Source organism: Microvirga aerophila (genome assembly GCF_003332305.1).
GTDB classification, from domain to species: domain Bacteria; phylum Pseudomonadota; class Alphaproteobacteria; order Rhizobiales; family Beijerinckiaceae; genus Microvirga; species Microvirga aerophila.
Genome location: NZ_QOIO01000021.1, coordinates 70351 through 86116 on the forward strand (window position 1 = coordinate 70351; position 15766 = coordinate 86116).

The following is a 15766-nucleotide window of genomic DNA, read 5'->3' on the forward strand; positions in this document are numbered from 1 at the left end:
TCAGTCGTGAATGGTGGCGCCGAGCTCCCGCATCAGCGGGATGAAGGACGGGAAGCTGGTGGCGATCATCGCGCCGTCGTCCACGGTCATCGGTTCCTGGCTCGCCAGTCCGAGAACGAGGAACGACATGGCGATGCGGTGGTCCAGATGCGTCGCGACAGGCTTGCCGCCGCCGCGAACCTTGCCGCCCGATCCGTGGACGATGAGATCGTCCCCCTCGATCTCGTGCGGGACGCCGGCCTCGGCGAGACCCGCCGCCACGGCCGCCAGACGATCCGATTCCTTGACGCGCAATTCGTGGAGACCTTGCATCCGGGTCGTACCCTCGGCGTACGAGGCCGCCACGGCGAGAATCGGGTACTCATCGATCATCGCAGGAGCCCTTGCGGCCGGAACCGTGACGCCGGTCAGGCGGCTTGCTCGCACGCGCAGGTCCGCCACGGTTTCTCCGCCTTCGTCCCGCTCGTTCAGGCGCTCGATCGATGCGCCCATTTCGAGGAGCGTGGTGATCAGGCCCGTGCGCAGGGGATTCATCATCACGCCTTCGATCACCACGTCGGAGCCCGGCGTGATCAAGGCTGCCACCAGCGGGAAGGCGGCCGACGAGGGGTCAGTGGGCACCACGACGGTGGAGCCGCGAAGCTCGGGCTGGCCGTGGAGCGTGATGGCGCGTCCATCCTCCCGGTGAGGCGCCACCTCGACCTTCGCGCCGAAATGCCTGAGCATGCGCTCCGTGTGGTCGCGGGTCGCCTCACGCTCGATGACGGTCGTGCGGCCGGGGGAGTTCAAGCCTGCCAGCAGAATGGCGGACTTGATTTGCGCCGAGGCGGCCGGGGTTTCATAGGTGACGGGGATGGTCTCACGGGGGCCGCGGAGGGTCAGGGGAACCCGTCCACCCTCCGCCTCGCTGACGACTGTTACGCCCATCCGGGCCAGAGGGTCGAGGATCCGGCGCATGGGCCGCTTGCGCAGGGAAGCATCCCCATCGAAGGTCGTGGTGATCGGATGGCTGCCGGCAACGCCCATCATCAGGCGCGAGCCGGTGCCCGCATTGCCGAAATCGAGAACGCCCGACGGCTCGGTGAGCCCGCCGATTCCGACCCCCTGGATGCGCCAGCGGCCCGGTGCGTCGCGGGTGATATTCGCCCCCAGAGCCCTGCAGGCCTCGGCGGTGCGCAGCACGTCCTCGCCTTCCAAGAGGCCCTCGACTCGGGTTTCGCCAATCGCCAGAAGGCCGAAGATCATGGAGCGGTGGGAGATCGACTTGTCGCCCGGGACGCGGATCCGCCCCTTGAGAGCTTCTCCGGGCTTGCTCGTGACCGGTGAGGCCGGGCCGTGCGCGTGCGACATTCTAGCATTCCTTCGCCTTGATAGGGGCGGCTCCTAACACGGGCTTTCGATGCCGTCATCCCGAAGCTGGCGCGACTTCGGTCATGTGTTGCAATTTCCCATTTGACAAGGCATGCGCTCATGACTAACGGAGCGTTCCCATCTATCCACCATGAAGGCAGTCACCCGTGGCCAAACCGGAACTCGGCTTGAAGCGCCAGTGCATGAGCTGCGGCGCGAAATTCTACGACCTCACCAAGGACCCGGCGGTCTGCCCGAAATGCGGCACGGTCTTCCAGGCCGTCGCCATGAGCCGCGCTGCCCCGCCGGTGGTGGCGCGCGCCGCCGCCGCTCCGGACGACGACGAGGCAGAGCTCGAGGTGGCCGGCCCGGAGATGGTCTCCCTCGATGAGGTCGAGGCCGGCGAGGCCGAGAAGGATCTGCCGACCGACGACGATATCGATGTGGGCGATGACGTCGCCGACGACGATACGTTCCTCGAGGACGAAGAAGAAGGTGACGACGACGTGTCCGACCTGATCGATGGCGATCTGGAGGACGACGAAGAGGCTTGAGTCTCTCGCCGGACACGACTATAGAGACGCCGCTGCTTCGGCGGCGACCCTTTCCGCGATGCCCCAACATCGCGGCCAGCGTGGGGCCATAGCTCAGTTGGGAGAGCGCTTGAATGGCATTCAAGAGGTCGGCGGTTCGATTCCGCCTGGCTCCACCAAATTCTCTCGAGGACATTCCGCCGAAAATAGCCGCCTCAGGGCGGCTTTTTGTTTGGCTGTCGGCGGAGCCCCGCGGACAACGAAACAGGCCCGGGTTGCCCCGGGCCTGTTCAACGGCGGAAAAGCCGATTTTCAGTAGGTGCCGAACTTGAAGTTCAGCTTGGCGCGAGCCACGAAGAACTCGCTTTCGTCGTTGCCAATGGCAGGCCTGAATACGTCCACGGGCGCTCCTCCTCCGACCGGCGTGAATGTTCCAATGAGGCCATTGGAATCATCATCGTCGTCGTCGAAGCTGATCCACAGACCTTCAAGCCCGAAGGTGACGGCCGAGGAGCCGAACCAGTTCACCGGCAGCGCCCACTCGACGCCGCCGCCAAGAGTCCATCCGGTGTTGTCCTCCGTATAGGCAAGACCGCCGGTGCCGTAGACCAGAACCTGACCGAACGCCACGCCAAGTCGGGCGCGAACCGAGCCCCACCATTCCGGCGCATTGCTCTCGAAGACGCCGGGCGTGAAGGTGCCGGCAAACCCTGGAGCCGGCAGGAACACGGCATTCTGGCCCTCATCGGTGTCGGCCCATTGAATGTCGGTCTCGACACCGACCACGAACGAGCCGATTTGGTAGTTGTAGCCGATCTGTCCGCCGCCGGTGAAGCCGCCTTCATTGTTGTTCTGGAAGAGAAGCGTGCCTGCCAGGCCTGGCGTGGCGGGCCCAGGCGTCAGAACCACGGATTCTTCGTCGTCCTCGCGCCATCCCCAACCTGCATTCACACCGGCATAGAAACCTGTCCATGTGAAGATTGGTACCGGTGCGATCATCGGAGCCGGCGGGGCGGCCCGTACTGGCAGATCCGCAGCTGATGCGGCGGAGACTGCAAGGGCGGTCGTTGCTGTACCCGCAAGAAGACTGAGAATGTATTTTCTCATCATCGTCATCCCTTGTGCGATAAGTCGCCATGATACTGTATGAGGTGTCGACGCAGTAAATCTATTGTATGGCTGCAACACCCCTGTGTTTGTTGGCCTCAAGATGACTATCCGACGGGGTACTACTTCGGAGAAATAAGTAATCAATGATATGAAATCTAACCTACCTTAGGTATAATTTTAGCAAATACATTGCGTTGATTGACAGGTCATTGCCTCTGTGTCGTAATCCTCATGTTTTCGGATCTTCCGAAGGCGAGGAGATAACTTCGACCCTGCCCATTGGGCAGGGTTTTTTGTGGCCAAGCGCCGGAGCGTCTCAGGGCAAGCTGACCCTGAGGCCCGCGCCGATGAAGTTCGATCCTGACTCCTTGGGGGCAATCACCCCAAAGATGCCCGAACGATGATGGATGCGGGATACGAAGGACACGCCGGGAAGGGACGGGTGAGAGAATTCCGCCTCGAAGGCAAGGTAGTTGAGAAAGCGCGTCGGCTCGACGCGGAAGCTCCCCTCCAGCCGCGGCCGCTCAGACGCATAGGATAGCCCTTCTCCAACGGCGAGATTGACACTCAATCCGCGGAAGAGCGGGATCTGCCCGGTCCGGAACATCAGAGCGAGAGTTCCTTCCCAATGGTTCTGATCGCCGAAATGGCGCAGGGCCTGCCCCTCGATCTCGACCTTATTGCCATGAAACGCTTGATCGGTTCCGATGACCGGGATCGAAAACGACGGGATGAGAACCCTGCTCACACCGAGGCCGGCGAAGTTCGAGTCCTCAAACGTCAGGTTGCTCCTGAAGGAGCGCTCCGGAACGTCAAGCAGGTCGGTATTCGCCCAACGCCCGACATAGCCGGTCAGGTGCAACATCCGCTCGCCGGGCTGGGCATGGGCGAAATTGGACAGCGCCGAGATCAAGAGAAAGCTTAGCAGGACGGTTCGACAGAATCTATTCCGCGATGGTTTGAAAATAACTCCGGTCATACTCAAGTTCCCAACTCATCGATTGATCAAAAACTATGTGATACCGAGTAATTTTATCTTTGTTCTTGATGAGAACCTCTGTCCATCCTGCTTCAAAAGGCCGAATGCTTCTAGATCCTATCGAGGGCTTGCGACACTGGCGTTTGGGGCGCTGGGGCAGGACCATGGGCATGTGGGGCGGAAAGGGAATTCGTCTTCAATTTTCGCCCGCCGGCCCTATGGTACGATCAAGACTGATCCACGAAAGCGGGAACGATGAAACGCGTCCAGACGAGCGGCCTCCAGATTGCACCGGTTCTTCATGACTTTATTCAACGGGAGGCCCTGGACGGAACAGGCGTCTCGTCTGACGCATTCTGGACAGGCTTCGCCTCCCTGGTGCGGGAATTCGCGCCGCGCAACCGGGAGCTGCTGCAGCACCGCGATCAGCTTCAGAACAAGATCGACGAGTATCATCGTTCGCAAGGAAGCAAGGCGTTCGACCGCGCGGGTTACGAGAGCTTCCTGCGCGAGATCGGCTACCTTCGGCCGGAGCCGGAGAATTTCGCGGTCGCAACGCAGAACGTCGATGACGAGATCGCCAGGATGGCGGGACCGCAGCTCGTGGTGCCAATCTCCAACGCGCGCTATGCCCTGAATGCCGCCAATGCTCGCTGGGGCAGTCTCTACGACGCCCTGTATGGCACTGACGCAATTCCGGAAGACGAGAACGCCGCGCGCAGCGGCGGATACAACAAGGCGCGTGGCCAGAAGGTGGTTGCGCGCGCCCGCGAGTTCCTGGATCAGGCTGCTCCCCTGGCCCAGGGCAGCCACAAGGATTCCGTTGCTTACGTGATCGAAGCCGGCGCCCTGCTGGTCCGTTTAGAGAGTGGGCAGCAGACGGGGCTGGCCGATCCCGCGCAGTTCGTCGGTTATCGGGGCGATGTGTCCAATCCATCCGCCCTGCTTTTGCGCCACAATGGCCTTCACGTGGAAATCAAGATCGATCGTGCAAGCCCCATTGGAGCAGACGATCCAGCCGGCGTTGCAGATCTCGTGATCGAGTCGGCGCTGTCCACGATCATGGACCTGGAGGACAGCGTCGCGGCCGTCGATGCGGACGACAAGGTGGTGGTCTACCGCAACTGGCTCGGGCTCATGAAGGGCGATCTGTCGGAGCGCTTCGAGAAGGGCGGAAAGACAGTCGAGCGCCGCCTCAACCCGGACCGCGTTTACACGGCGCTGACCGGCGGCGAGCTTTGCCTCCACGGACGCAGCCTCATGCTCGTGCGCAACGTCGGGCACCACATGTTCACCGACGCGGTGCTCGGCGAGACGGGGCGGGAGATCCCCGAGACCATTCTCGACGCCGCCATCACGTCGCTCATCGCCATCCACGACCTGCGCGGTGCGAGCGGGGCGCGAAACAGCCGCACCGGCTCGGTCTACATCGTAAAGCCCAAGATGCACGGGCCTGACGAGGTTGCGTTCGCCAATGATCTTTTCGGGGCCGTCGAGGCCATGTTGGGATTGGCCCGCAACACCCTCAAGATGGGCATCATGGACGAGGAGCGTCGCACCACCATCAACCTGAAAGCCTGCATTCAGGCGGCGGCCGAGCGCATCTTCTTCATCAATACGGGCTTCCTCGACCGCACGGGCGATGAAATCCACACCTCGATGGAAGCCGGCCCCATGGTTCGCAAGAACGACATGAAGGCGACCCCCTGGATCAAGGCCTACGAGGACAACAACGTGGATGTCGGGCTTGCTTGCGGCCTGCCGGGCCACGCGCAGATCGGCAAGGGCATGTGGGCCGCACCCGACAAGATGGCCGATATGCTGTCGCAGAAAATCGGCCATCCGCAATCAGGCGCCAACACGGCCTGGGTGCCGTCGCCGACGGCCGCAACCCTGCATGCGCTCCACTACCATCAGGTCGACGTGCAGGCGCGCCAGGGCGAACTGAAGCAGCGATCTGCTGCGAAGATCTCGGATATCCTGACCATCCCCGTATCCCAGTCGAATTGGGCGCCCGATGCGGTGCAGCAGGAACTCGACAATAACTGCCAGGGCATCCTGGGTTATGTGGTGCGCTGGGTCGATCAGGGCGTCGGCTGCTCCAAGGTGCCGGACATTCATGATGTCGGACTCATGGAGGACCGCGCGACCTTGCGCATCTCCAGCCAGCACCTCGCCAATTGGCTGCGCCACCGCATCGTGACCGAGGATCAGGTGATGGAGACCCTGCGTCGCATGGCGCAAGTGGTGGACCGGCAGAATGCGGGCGATCCGCTCTACAGCCCGATGGCGCCCGGCTTCGACGGTCCGGCTTTCCATGCCGCTTGCGATCTGATCTTCAAGGGCCGCGAGCAACCGAATGGCTACACCGAATGGATCCTGCATGAACGCCGTCGCGAGGCGAAGGCTGCGGGTGCGCCGGACCAGATCGAGGAGAGCGGCGTCAAGACCGCATAGGCGTCGGCATCGAACATCAAGACGTGTGGCCGCCGAAGCGAAGGCGGCCACATAACGGCAGCACTGTCATTCAGCTTACATAGAACCGTTCTAAACCGCTGACCGCCAAGGATGGAGAGGCGGAACATGAACGACACAACGACCCGTCTTCGCGCGAGCGATCTGGAAGATTCGGGCGATGTCGGGTGCAACCCGACGGAAAATCTCACCATGGGCGAAGTCATCGCGACGCGGTTCAACCGGCGCGATCTCCTTCGCGGGGCCCTGGCCGTCGCGGCAATTTCGGCGACGGTCGGAAACCGTGCGCTGGCGGCCAACGAACAGCCGGCCAAGAAAGGCTTGGCGCCATCCTTCGACTTCAAGGAAATCGAGGCCGGTGTCGATCACACCCACCATGTCGCCGAAGGGTATGACGCTCAGGTGCTCCTGCGCTGGGGCGATCCGATCTTTCCCGATGCGCCCGAATTCGATCCTGCTTCGCAAAGCGCGGATAAGCAGCGCCGGCAGTTCGGATACAACAGCGACTTTGTCGGCTACGTCCCGATCGATGGATCCAGCGATCACGGCCTGCTCGTCGTGAACCATGAATACACCAATGAGGAACTGATGTTCCCGGGCGTCGGCGTCCAGGACATCAAGGACGTCAATTTCTCCGGTATGACCAGGGAACTGGTCGATATCGAAATTGCCGCCCATGGCGGCGCCGTCGTGGAGATCCAGCGCCGGAACGGTCGATGGGAGGTCGTGAAGAATTCCAAATACAATCGCCGCATCACGGCCGATACTCCGATGGACATCACCGGCCCGGCCGCCGGACATGACCGAATGAAAACTGTTGCCGACCCGGCCGGCCGAAAGGTGCTGGGCATGATCAACAACTGCGCTGGCGGCGTGACGCCCTGGGGCACCTGGCTCAGCTGCGAGGAGAACTTCAACGGCTACTTCCAAGGCAAGCTCGCGGACAATCACGCGGAGGCCCGCAACTACAAGCGCTATGGTCTCGGCTCTCCGGCTTATGCCTGGGGCAAGTTCCATGACCGCTTCGACCTTGCCAAGGAGCCGAACGAGCCTAATCGCTTCGGGTGGGTGGTCGAGATCGATCCGTTCGATCCCACCTTCGTCCCAAGGAAGCGCACGGCGCTTGGGCGTACGAAGCATGAGGGCGCGGCCGGCATCACCAACCAAGATGGCCGGTATGTGATCTATCTCGGCGACGACGAGCGCTTCGACTATGTCTACAAGTTCGTCACGGCCGGAAAGGTCGACCCGGCGAACCGCGCGGCCAATCTGGGTCTTCTCGACGAGGGCACCCTCTACGTGGCCAAGTACGACGCCGACGGAAAAGGAACCTGGCTGCCCCTGGTGCATGGCCAAGGGCCGCTCACGGAAGCCAACGGGTTCAGGAGCCAGGCCGATGTTCTGATCGAGACCCGGCGGGCCGCCGACCTTCTCGGCGCCACCAAGATGGACCGCCCGGAGGATATCGAGGCTAACCCGGCCACGAACCGTGTCTATGTGATGTTGACGAACAACACGCGCCGCAAGGATGAGCAGGTCGATCCCGCGAATCCGCGCGCCAACAACGCCTTCGGGCACATCGTGGAAATGATGCCGGAAGGCGGCGACCACACGGCCACGGCGTTCACCTGGGAAGTGCTGGTGAAGTGCGGCGACCCTTCGGTGGCGTCCGTGGGTGCGACCTTCTCGTCGGAAACGACGAAGAACGGCTGGTTCGGCATGCCGGATAATTGCGCCGTTGATAGTCAGGGCCGTCTCTGGATTTCCACCGACGGCAACAGCGCGAAGGCGACAGGCCGGGCGGACGGCCTCTGGGCGCTTGAGACCGAAGGCGAGATGCGCGGCACCTCGCGGCACTTCTTCCGCGTCCCGATCGGCGCCGAGATGTGTGGCCCGTTCTTCACGCCGAACGACGAGTCGCTCTTCTTGGCCGTTCAGCATCCTGGAGAAGCGGACGAGGGTTCGCCCGCAAGCTTCGACAATCCCATCACCCGCTGGCCGGACTTCAAGGACGGCATGCCCCCGCGTCCGTCGGTGCTCGTGGTGACGAAAAACGGCGGCGGCAAGATCGCATAATCCGTCGTTCCGTTACGAACGAGGGCGGCCAACGGGCCGCCCTTTTTCTATTTCGCGCCGGTGAGTATAGATCAGCTTTTACGGCGCGAGATCGGACATCTTTGGCGCCAGCGCGTTCACCGCGCCGCCGATCAGGTTGGTGCTCAGCAGATGTTCCGTCGTCAGGCTGAAACGCACGGGCACCAAGGCGTCGGGAAGTGAGGCGATCTGCTCCTTGAGCGCGCGAGCGGCCGCAACGGCTTCGTCTCGCCGCACGGCGCTGAAACGCACCGCAGAGCCCGGCCGCACTTGAGCAAAGCGATCGAGATCGGCGCTGATCACCGTGGCGATTTTCGGGTAGCCTCCAGCCGTCTGCCGGTCGCGCATGAGAACGATGGGTTGACCGTTGCCAGGGATTTGGATGTGTCCGGTTGCTATCCCGTCGGACACGATGTTGAAGCCTTTTGCGTGCTCGATCGCCGGGCCGGAAAGCTGGAAGCCCATACGGTCGGCCTGCGGGGTGACCGTGAACTCGCTGTCCAGAAACGTACGGATGGCATCAGGCGTAAAGTAGTCGTCCTGCGGCCCGAGCATGACGCGGACCGGGCTGTCCCGGTCGTCTTCGTTGACCGGCAAATGCACCGGCGCGCCATCTTGCGCTTGAATGATGCAGGGCAGCCGGTCATCAGCCTGAAGGGCGGCGCCGTTCAGTCCGCCGAGGCGTGATCGAAGATGAAACGACAGGCTGCCGAGCTGGGGCTTGATGGCGAATCCTCCTGCGACGGCGAGATACGCAAACGTCCCCGTCCGGGTATGCCCGACCTGCGCCGTCTGACCCTCCTTAAGGATCGCCGACGTCCGAGGGGGAACGGGCGTGCCATCAATACTCAAAGCGCAGCCTGCTCCCACGAGCGCAATGCGAAGATCGCCGCCTGCGCATGTGAATGAGCCGCCGAGATTCACGAACTCGATCGCGGCCACGCCGGGAGCATTGCCCACCAGGACATTCGCCATCGCCAAGGATCGCATATCCATCGCGCCCGATGGGGACACACCGAAACGCTGATAGCCCGAACGTCCCCGATCCTGCAGGCTGGTCATCGGCCCGCAGGCTTTCACCACGAGTTCCGTCATGGGCTCACCTGCTCGGCCACCGGTTCGCCAGCCTCAGCGGCGCGCTCCAGCTCGTCCCAGCGCGAGGCATCGATCGGCTGAAACACCACCTCGTCGCCTGCGGCCAACAGGAAGGTGGGATCGCGACCAGGATCGTAGCTCCGGACCGGGGTACGCCCCAGGATATGCCAACCGCTGGGGCATTCGATGGAGGCTACGCCAGCCTGCTGACCACCGATGATGATGGAGCTTGCGGGAATTTTTGCGCGCGGCTTCGTCCGCCGCGGCGTAGCGAGGCGCGGATCGAGGCCGCCCAGATACGCAAAACCCGGCAGGAAGCCGATCATGTAAACCCGGTAGACCGCCTGCGCATGGAGATCGATCACCTGATGGGCCGAGAGGCCATGCCGTTGCGCCACATCCTCAAGATCGATCCCGAAGGGGCCGCCATAGACGACCGGCACACGCCAGCGCTTGCCCAGGGTGCTCTGCGGCGCGACATTCTGCGCCTCGTCCGTCAGAAGCCTTTCGAGAGCGTCATAGTCGGTCAGTGTCGGATCGAACTGGATCATGAGCGACCGATAGGTCGGCACCGTTTCCAGAAGTCCTGCCGGCGCACGAAGACGCAGAGCGTCGTCCAGCGCCAGCACCCTGCCGTTCACGTCCGGGTCGATGACGTTTCCGAAATCGACCGAAAGCGCGCCATCGCCGCAGGGAAGGATTCTCGGTGTCTGCACGATGCACCCGCTCATGTGCTGGAACCAGGCGACAAGCCCATCTCACATCGAGGATAATCCTACAACCGCAGGGGCTCAATGAAGGTGTGCGCCCAAAGCTTGTGCAAAAGGCATGCACGGGGAGGGACCTGCCCGTCAATCTTTGCCGCGCGCTGGAGCTGGACTTAACTCTCACGCCCGCCCCATGTTATGCCATCACGAACAATGCCTGAATTTGGGGCGTACCCGGAGCTGCCTATGAACTTGAAGTCTAAGACCGCCGTCGTCACGGGATCAACGAGCGGAATCGGCCTTGCCATCGCCCGCGCCTTTGCCAAGGAGGGCGCATCCATCGTCATCAACGGTCTGGGAGCGCCGGACGAGATCGAGAAGGCGCGCGCCGGCATCGAGAGTGAGTTCGGCGTCAAGGCCGTGTATTCCCCGGCCGACATGACCAAGCCGGATCAGATCGAGGAAATGGTTCGCCTCGGCGAGACGACCTTCGGCAGCGTCGATATCCTGGTCAACAACGCGGGCATTCAGTTCGTTTCGCCGATCGAGGATTTTCCGGTCGAGAAGTGGGACCAGATCATCGCCATCAACCTGAACTCCGCCTTCCACTCCATCCGGGCAGCGGTGCCGGGCATGAAAGCGCGGAAATGGGGACGCATCATCAACACGGCCTCCGCCCATTCCCTTGTGGCGTCGCCCTACAAGGCCGCATACGTGGCCGCGAAACATGGAATCACCGGTCTGACGAAGACGGTGGCGCTTGAGTTGGCAACCCATGGCATCACGGTCAACTGCATCAGCCCCGGTTATGTGTGGACCCCGCTGGTGGAGAAGCAGATCCCCGATACCATGAAGGCCCGTGGGTTGACCAAGGAACAGGTCATCAACGACGTGATGCTGGAGGCGCAGCCGACCAAGCAGTTCGTGACGGTCGACCAGGTGGCGGCACTCGCCGTTTTCCTCTCGTCGGATGCCGCGAGCCAGATCACCGGCGCCAACCTGTCGATGGATGGTGGCTGGACCGCCAAGTAACGGTCTTCGCAAGGGTCTCACGCCTTCGCGAAACGATCCGTCGCCTCAATGAGATGATGAGTGATGCCGGGCTCCGTGAAGGCGTGGCCCGCATCCGGCACCATGATGAATTCTGCCTCGGGCCAGGCTTTGTGCAGGTCCCATGCGGTTCGCGGGGGCGTCGCCACATCGTAGCGACCCTGCACGATGACCCCAGGGATGTTCCGCAGGCGGTGGACATCCCGAATGAGCTGACCTTCTTCGAAGAAGCCCTCGTTGACGAAATAGTGGTTTTCGATCCTTGCGAAGGCGAGGGCGTAGTGATCCTCACCGAATTGATCCGTGAACTCCTGGTTGGGCAAAAGGGTGATGGTTTCGCCCTCCCAAAGGCTCCAGGCGCGAGCCGCCTCCTGCTGCACGGCCGGATCCTCATGGATCAGGCGTTTATGGTAGGCAGCCATCAGATCGCCGCGCTCCTCCACCGGGATGGGCGCGAGAAAGCGTTCCCACTTTTCCGGAAACAGCCAGGAGGCCCCTTCCTGATAATACCAGTGCAACTCCGCGCGACGTAACGCGAAGATACCGCGCAGCACCAGTTCGCTGACGTGCTCCGGATGGGTTTCCGCATAGGCAAGCGCCAGGGTGCTGCCCCAGGAGCCACCGAACACCATCCATTTCTCGACCTCCAGCATTTCGCGAAGACGCTCGATGTCGGCCACGAGATGCCAAGTCGTATTGGCGTCCAAGCTTGCGTGAGGCGTCGAGCGGCCGCAGCCGCGCTGATCGAAGAGGAGGATGCGGTATTTCTCCCGATCGAAAAGGCGGCGTTGAGATGGCGAGCAGCCACCGCCCGGTCCCCCATGAAGAAAGACCACAGGCTTGCCGCTGGGATTGCCGCAGAGCTCCCAGTAAACCCGGTGCCCATCGCCAACGTCGAGCATGCCATGGTCGTAAGGTTCGATCTCGGGATAGAAGGTGCGCATGGCAAAAAGCTCCAGGAATGAATGCCGGTTGATAGCCGGGGCCCAAGCCGCTGTCAGCCATATCATTCTTCGGTCAGTGTCACGCGAGGCTGGCTCCCCTCTCAGCCTTATCCTGAGGAGCGCGGCGTCTTGCAGAATCATATGGGGGTAACCGAACCGTGCTTGGTGATAGTGCTGCGCACCTCCTCGGGATGAGGGCTCAGGCGTCGATTGCCGCCTATGGGCTAGGCGCGCGGAAGTGCAGGATAACTTCCTTAAAATCAGTGGCGCGTCGTGTGAGTGTCATATAGTTTTGCAACTGGGGAACACGGGCCGAACCCGGACCACAACGGAGGATGAAGATGTTGACCAAACGCGCCGGCTTGAAGCTGGCTACGGCTTTCGCCGCTCTCATGGTGGCCGGCACGGCCAGCGCCGCCGAGAAGCTGCGGCTCCTGACCTGGGCGGATTACGCTCCGGCCGATATCGTCCAGCAATTCACGAAGGAAACGGGCATCGAGGTCGAGATCACGCTCTCGAACAACGAGGAGATGATCTCCAAGCTGCGCGCCACGCAAGGGGCGGGCTTCGACCTCGTCCAGCCCAGCCAGGACCGGATCGCCGGCCCTCAGCAGGAATTCGGTATTTACAAGCCGCTGGATGTCTCGAAGCTGAAGTCGGATCTGTTCATCGCTTCGATGCTCGAAGCAACCAAGAAGAACACCACCCTTGACGGCAAGGTTTACGGCGTTCCCCACATCTGGGGCACAGACGGCCTGATTGTGAACACCAAGACGGCTCCCAACGTTGCCGATTATAACGATCTCTGCAGCGCTGCGATTTCCGGCAAGGCAAGCTTCCGCGCCAAGCGCCCAACCCTGATCGCCTTCGCGTTCGCAAACGGCATGGATCCCTTCGCGTCCTACAACGACCCGAAGGCTTATACGGCCATGATGGAGAAGGTGGGCGCCAAGCTGGCCGAGTGCAAAAAGAACGTGAAGTACTTCTGGGACGGTAAGGAGCAACTTCTCAACTCCCTGCGCTCCGGTGAGATCGTGGCCGCGATGGCGTGGGACACGGGCGGCTGGAAGCTCAACTCCGAGAACCCCGAGATCAAGTTCGTGGCTCCGAAGTCCGGTGCGCTGGGCTGGGTCGACACGTTCGCGATTCCCGCCAAGGGCCGCAATGACGACGCCGCCTACAAGTGGATCAACTTCAACATGCGGCCCGAGATCGCCGCGAAGGTGGCAGCCGCAGCCGGCAACTTCACGGCCTCCAATGGGGCTGACAAACTGATGCAGGGCAAGCTGAAGGATCAGTTCGCCGAAAGCTTCCCGAAAGCCGCCATCGACAACATCAAGTGGTACCCGGCCGTGCCGGCGGGCATCGAGGAAATCGAGGGCAAGATTCTCGACCGCCTGAAAGCAGGCTCTTAATCCATCCCTCGATCGATCATCATCCCCCGGCTCGCCCGGGGGATGACCTTTTGTGTACAGCGTCCATGGCACCTTCCACCGATCTCGATATCGTCAACGTCACCAAGCGCTTCGGCTCGCATGCGGCGGTGGACGACGTGACTTTTAGCGTAGCCCCCGGAGAGTTCTTCTCGATCCTCGGACCCTCCGGCTGCGGCAAGACCACCTTGATGCGCATGATCGCCGGCTTCGAGCATCCCAGTTCGGGCGACATCCGAATTCGGGGCAAGTCGATGATCGGAGTTCCGGCCAACCGCCGCCCGGTCAACATGGTGTTCCAGAGCCTTGCGCTCTTTCCCATGATGAGCGTGGGTGAGAACGTCGCTTATGGCTTGACCTGCCGCGGCGTGAACCGGGCAGACGCCGAGGAGCGCGCCAACCGCGTGCTGGAGCGCGTTGGGCTCAAAGGTTTCGGCGAGCGTCGGGTCACGGCGCTTTCCGGCGGCCAGCGCCAGCGTGTCGCCATCGCCCGGTGCCTGGTCCTCGAGCCAACCCTCGTTCTTCTCGATGAGCCCCTCGGCGCGCTCGACCTCAAGCTGCGGGAGCACATGAAGATCGAGCTCAAGCAACTTCAGGGCACCTTCAACACCACCTTCGCGTACATCACCCACGACCAGTCCGAGGCGCTCGTCATGTCGGACAGGATCGCCGTCATGAACCAAGGCCGATTCGAGCAGGTGGGAAGCCCGCGCGAGCTCTATCACAATCCGACAACACCCTTCGTGGCGAGCTTCGTGGGCGAAACAAACCGCTGGCAGGGTGAGACCGTCGGGGAAACCGCCGGGACAACTTCCGTGCGGCTGCCTTCCGGGGCAGTCCTTCAAGGGCGAGGAACTGCCTCACAGCCGACCGCGCTTGCCTTCGTGCGCCCGGAAGCCATTGCCCTGGCGCAGGGCGAGGTTGGTCTGGGCGGACTTCCGAACCGTTTCGAGGGCCGTGTCTCCGCTGTATTGTTCGATGGCGCGAATTCCAGCCTGCTCATCACAACTCCCGGATTCGAAGAGCCCATCCGGGCGGTGCTGCCGCAGGCGGGGCCGCTGGCTGGGATCGAGGTCGGCGCGCCGGTTCATCTGGGGTGGGCGGCCGACGCCATGAAGGTCTTTGCCGCATGAAATCGGCGCAGCGCCTCACTCTCTATCTGCTCCTCGCTCCGGCCATTCTCTGGCTGGGTCTGCTCATCGTCCTGCCGCACGTGGAAATCCTGATCCTGTCGTTCAGCGAGAGGGTGGCGCCGCGGGTTTATGCTTACGGGGCCGGGAACTATCTAGAATTCTTCACCGAACCCCTCTATTGGCGCACCTTTGCCCGCACGGCGATCATGTCGATCTTCGTCACGGCGATAACCCTCGTGCTGGCTTTTCCGATCGCGCTGTACATCGCCCGGGTGGCGCAGGGGCGCACGAAGGCCATGCTTCTGCTGTTGTGCCTGCTGCCGTTCTGGGTGTCGGAGCTGGTGCGCACATTGGGCTGGATGATGCTGCTGCGCGAAACCGGAGTGGTTTCCTACCTGCTGCGCGCCATGGGTCTCGCCGACCAGCCGGTGGAGCTTCTCTACAACGATGGGGCGGTCATCCTCGGGCTCGTCTATGGCGGGCTTCTTTTCATGATCGTGCCCCTGGCCAATGCACTGGAGAGCCTGGAGCCGTCCGTCGTGGAAGCTGGCTTCGATCTTGGCGGAAGCCGCTGGACGGTCCTGCGCCGCATCGTCATCCCGCACGCAATGCCGGGCATCGTCGCGGGCTCCATCATCGTCTTCATGCTGACGGTGGGCAACTTCGCGACCCCGGTTCTGCTGGGAGGCAAGAACGGCCTGTGGTTCACCGAGCAGATCTACGCGCAGTTCATCACGCGCTTCAACTGGCCGCAGGGAGCCGCCTTCGGCATGCTGTTGCTGTTGCTGTCGTCCATCATCGTCTGGGCGGGCCTGCGCCTGACCCGTCAGAGCCTGGGCACGACCCTGAGGCAGGCTTGAGCC

At 62.4% G+C, this 15766-nt stretch carries 13 protein-coding genes and 1 tRNA gene; 8 read left to right on the forward strand and 6 right to left on the reverse strand.

Annotation, left to right across the window (positions count from 1 at the left end; genetic code table 11):
• Positions 1-1350 carry a 3-phosphoshikimate 1-carboxyvinyltransferase gene (aroA, locus tag DRB19_RS13155; protein WP_114186486.1) on the reverse strand — a complete coding sequence of 450 codons (1350 nt, stop codon included), beginning with the start codon at positions 1348-1350 and terminating at the stop codon, positions 1-3.
• A gap of 167 nt (positions 1351-1517) precedes the next feature.
• Between aroA and DRB19_RS13160 the strand changes: the two genes are divergently transcribed.
• Positions 1518-1904, forward strand: coding sequence for a TIGR02300 family protein (locus tag DRB19_RS13160; protein ID WP_114186487.1), 387 nt, complete (start codon positions 1518-1520; stop codon positions 1902-1904).
• An 82-nt stretch (positions 1905-1986) separates the two neighbouring features.
• Positions 1987-2062: transfer RNA gene (locus tag DRB19_RS13165), tRNA-Ala, on the forward strand.
• A gap of 133 nt (positions 2063-2195) precedes the next feature.
• Here the strand turns inward: DRB19_RS13165 and DRB19_RS13170 are convergent.
• Both DRB19_RS13170 and DRB19_RS13175 read right to left on the reverse strand, forming a co-directional pair.
• Complete coding sequence (locus DRB19_RS13170; RefSeq protein WP_308494278.1) at positions 2196-2993, reverse strand: outer membrane protein; 798 nt, start codon at positions 2991-2993, stop codon at positions 2196-2198.
• A 316-nt stretch (positions 2994-3309) separates the two neighbouring features.
• The gene (locus DRB19_RS13175) at positions 3310-3906 is read right to left on the reverse strand and encodes a hypothetical protein (protein WP_114186488.1); all 597 of its coding nucleotides are present in this window, start codon (positions 3904-3906) and stop codon (positions 3310-3312) included.
• Positions 3907-4227: 321 nt separating this feature from the next.
• Between DRB19_RS13175 and DRB19_RS13180 the strand changes: the two genes are divergently transcribed.
• Positions 4228-6429 carry a malate synthase G gene (locus DRB19_RS13180; RefSeq protein ID WP_114186489.1) on the forward strand — a complete coding sequence of 734 codons (2202 nt, stop codon included), beginning with the start codon at positions 4228-4230 and terminating at the stop codon, positions 6427-6429.
• Positions 6430-6555: 126 nt separating this feature from the next.
• On the forward strand, positions 6556-8523 hold the full coding sequence (locus tag DRB19_RS13185; RefSeq protein WP_114186490.1) for a PhoX family protein: 1968 nt from the start codon (positions 6556-6558) through the stop codon (positions 8521-8523).
• Positions 8524-8601: 78 nt separating this feature from the next.
• Here the strand turns inward: DRB19_RS13185 and DRB19_RS13190 are convergent, their stop codons facing one another.
• Positions 8602-9636 (reverse strand): 5-oxoprolinase subunit C family protein, encoded by a 1035-nt coding sequence (locus tag DRB19_RS13190; RefSeq protein WP_114186491.1) that lies wholly within the window; start codon positions 9634-9636, stop codon positions 8602-8604.
• On the reverse strand, positions 9633-10367 hold the full coding sequence (pxpB, locus tag DRB19_RS13195; protein WP_114186492.1) for a 5-oxoprolinase subunit PxpB: 735 nt from the start codon (positions 10365-10367) through the stop codon (positions 9633-9635). The genes DRB19_RS13190 and pxpB overlap by 4 nt, the downstream gene beginning before the upstream one ends.
• 222 nt (positions 10368-10589) lie before the next feature.
• On the opposite strand from pxpB, the gene DRB19_RS13200 reads away from it, so the two are divergent.
• Positions 10590-11375 carry a 3-hydroxybutyrate dehydrogenase gene (locus tag DRB19_RS13200; protein ID WP_114186493.1) on the forward strand — a complete coding sequence of 262 codons (786 nt, stop codon included), beginning with the start codon at positions 10590-10592 and terminating at the stop codon, positions 11373-11375.
• Between the two features lie 17 nt (positions 11376-11392).
• Here DRB19_RS13200 and pip read toward each other — a convergent pair whose 3' ends face one another.
• Positions 11393-12337: a prolyl aminopeptidase gene (gene pip / locus DRB19_RS13205; protein ID WP_114186519.1), complete on the reverse strand. Its 945-nt coding sequence runs from the start codon at positions 12335-12337 to the stop codon at positions 11393-11395.
• Positions 12338-12678: 341 nt separating this feature from the next.
• Here pip and DRB19_RS13210 point away from each other — a divergent pair, with 341 nt between their 5' ends.
• From DRB19_RS13210 to DRB19_RS13220, 3 genes are all read left to right on the forward strand, one after another.
• The gene (locus tag DRB19_RS13210) at positions 12679-13752 is read left to right on the forward strand and encodes an extracellular solute-binding protein (protein ID WP_114186494.1); all 1074 of its coding nucleotides are present in this window, start codon (positions 12679-12681) and stop codon (positions 13750-13752) included.
• A gap of 65 nt (positions 13753-13817) precedes the next feature.
• Complete coding sequence (locus DRB19_RS13215; protein ID WP_114186495.1) at positions 13818-14903, forward strand: ABC transporter ATP-binding protein; 1086 nt, start codon at positions 13818-13820, stop codon at positions 14901-14903.
• Positions 14900-15763, forward strand: coding sequence for an ABC transporter permease (locus DRB19_RS13220; RefSeq protein WP_114186496.1), 864 nt, complete (start codon positions 14900-14902; stop codon positions 15761-15763). Before DRB19_RS13215 ends, DRB19_RS13220 begins: the two co-directional genes overlap by 4 nt.
• Positions 15764-15766 lie beyond the last annotated feature (3 nt).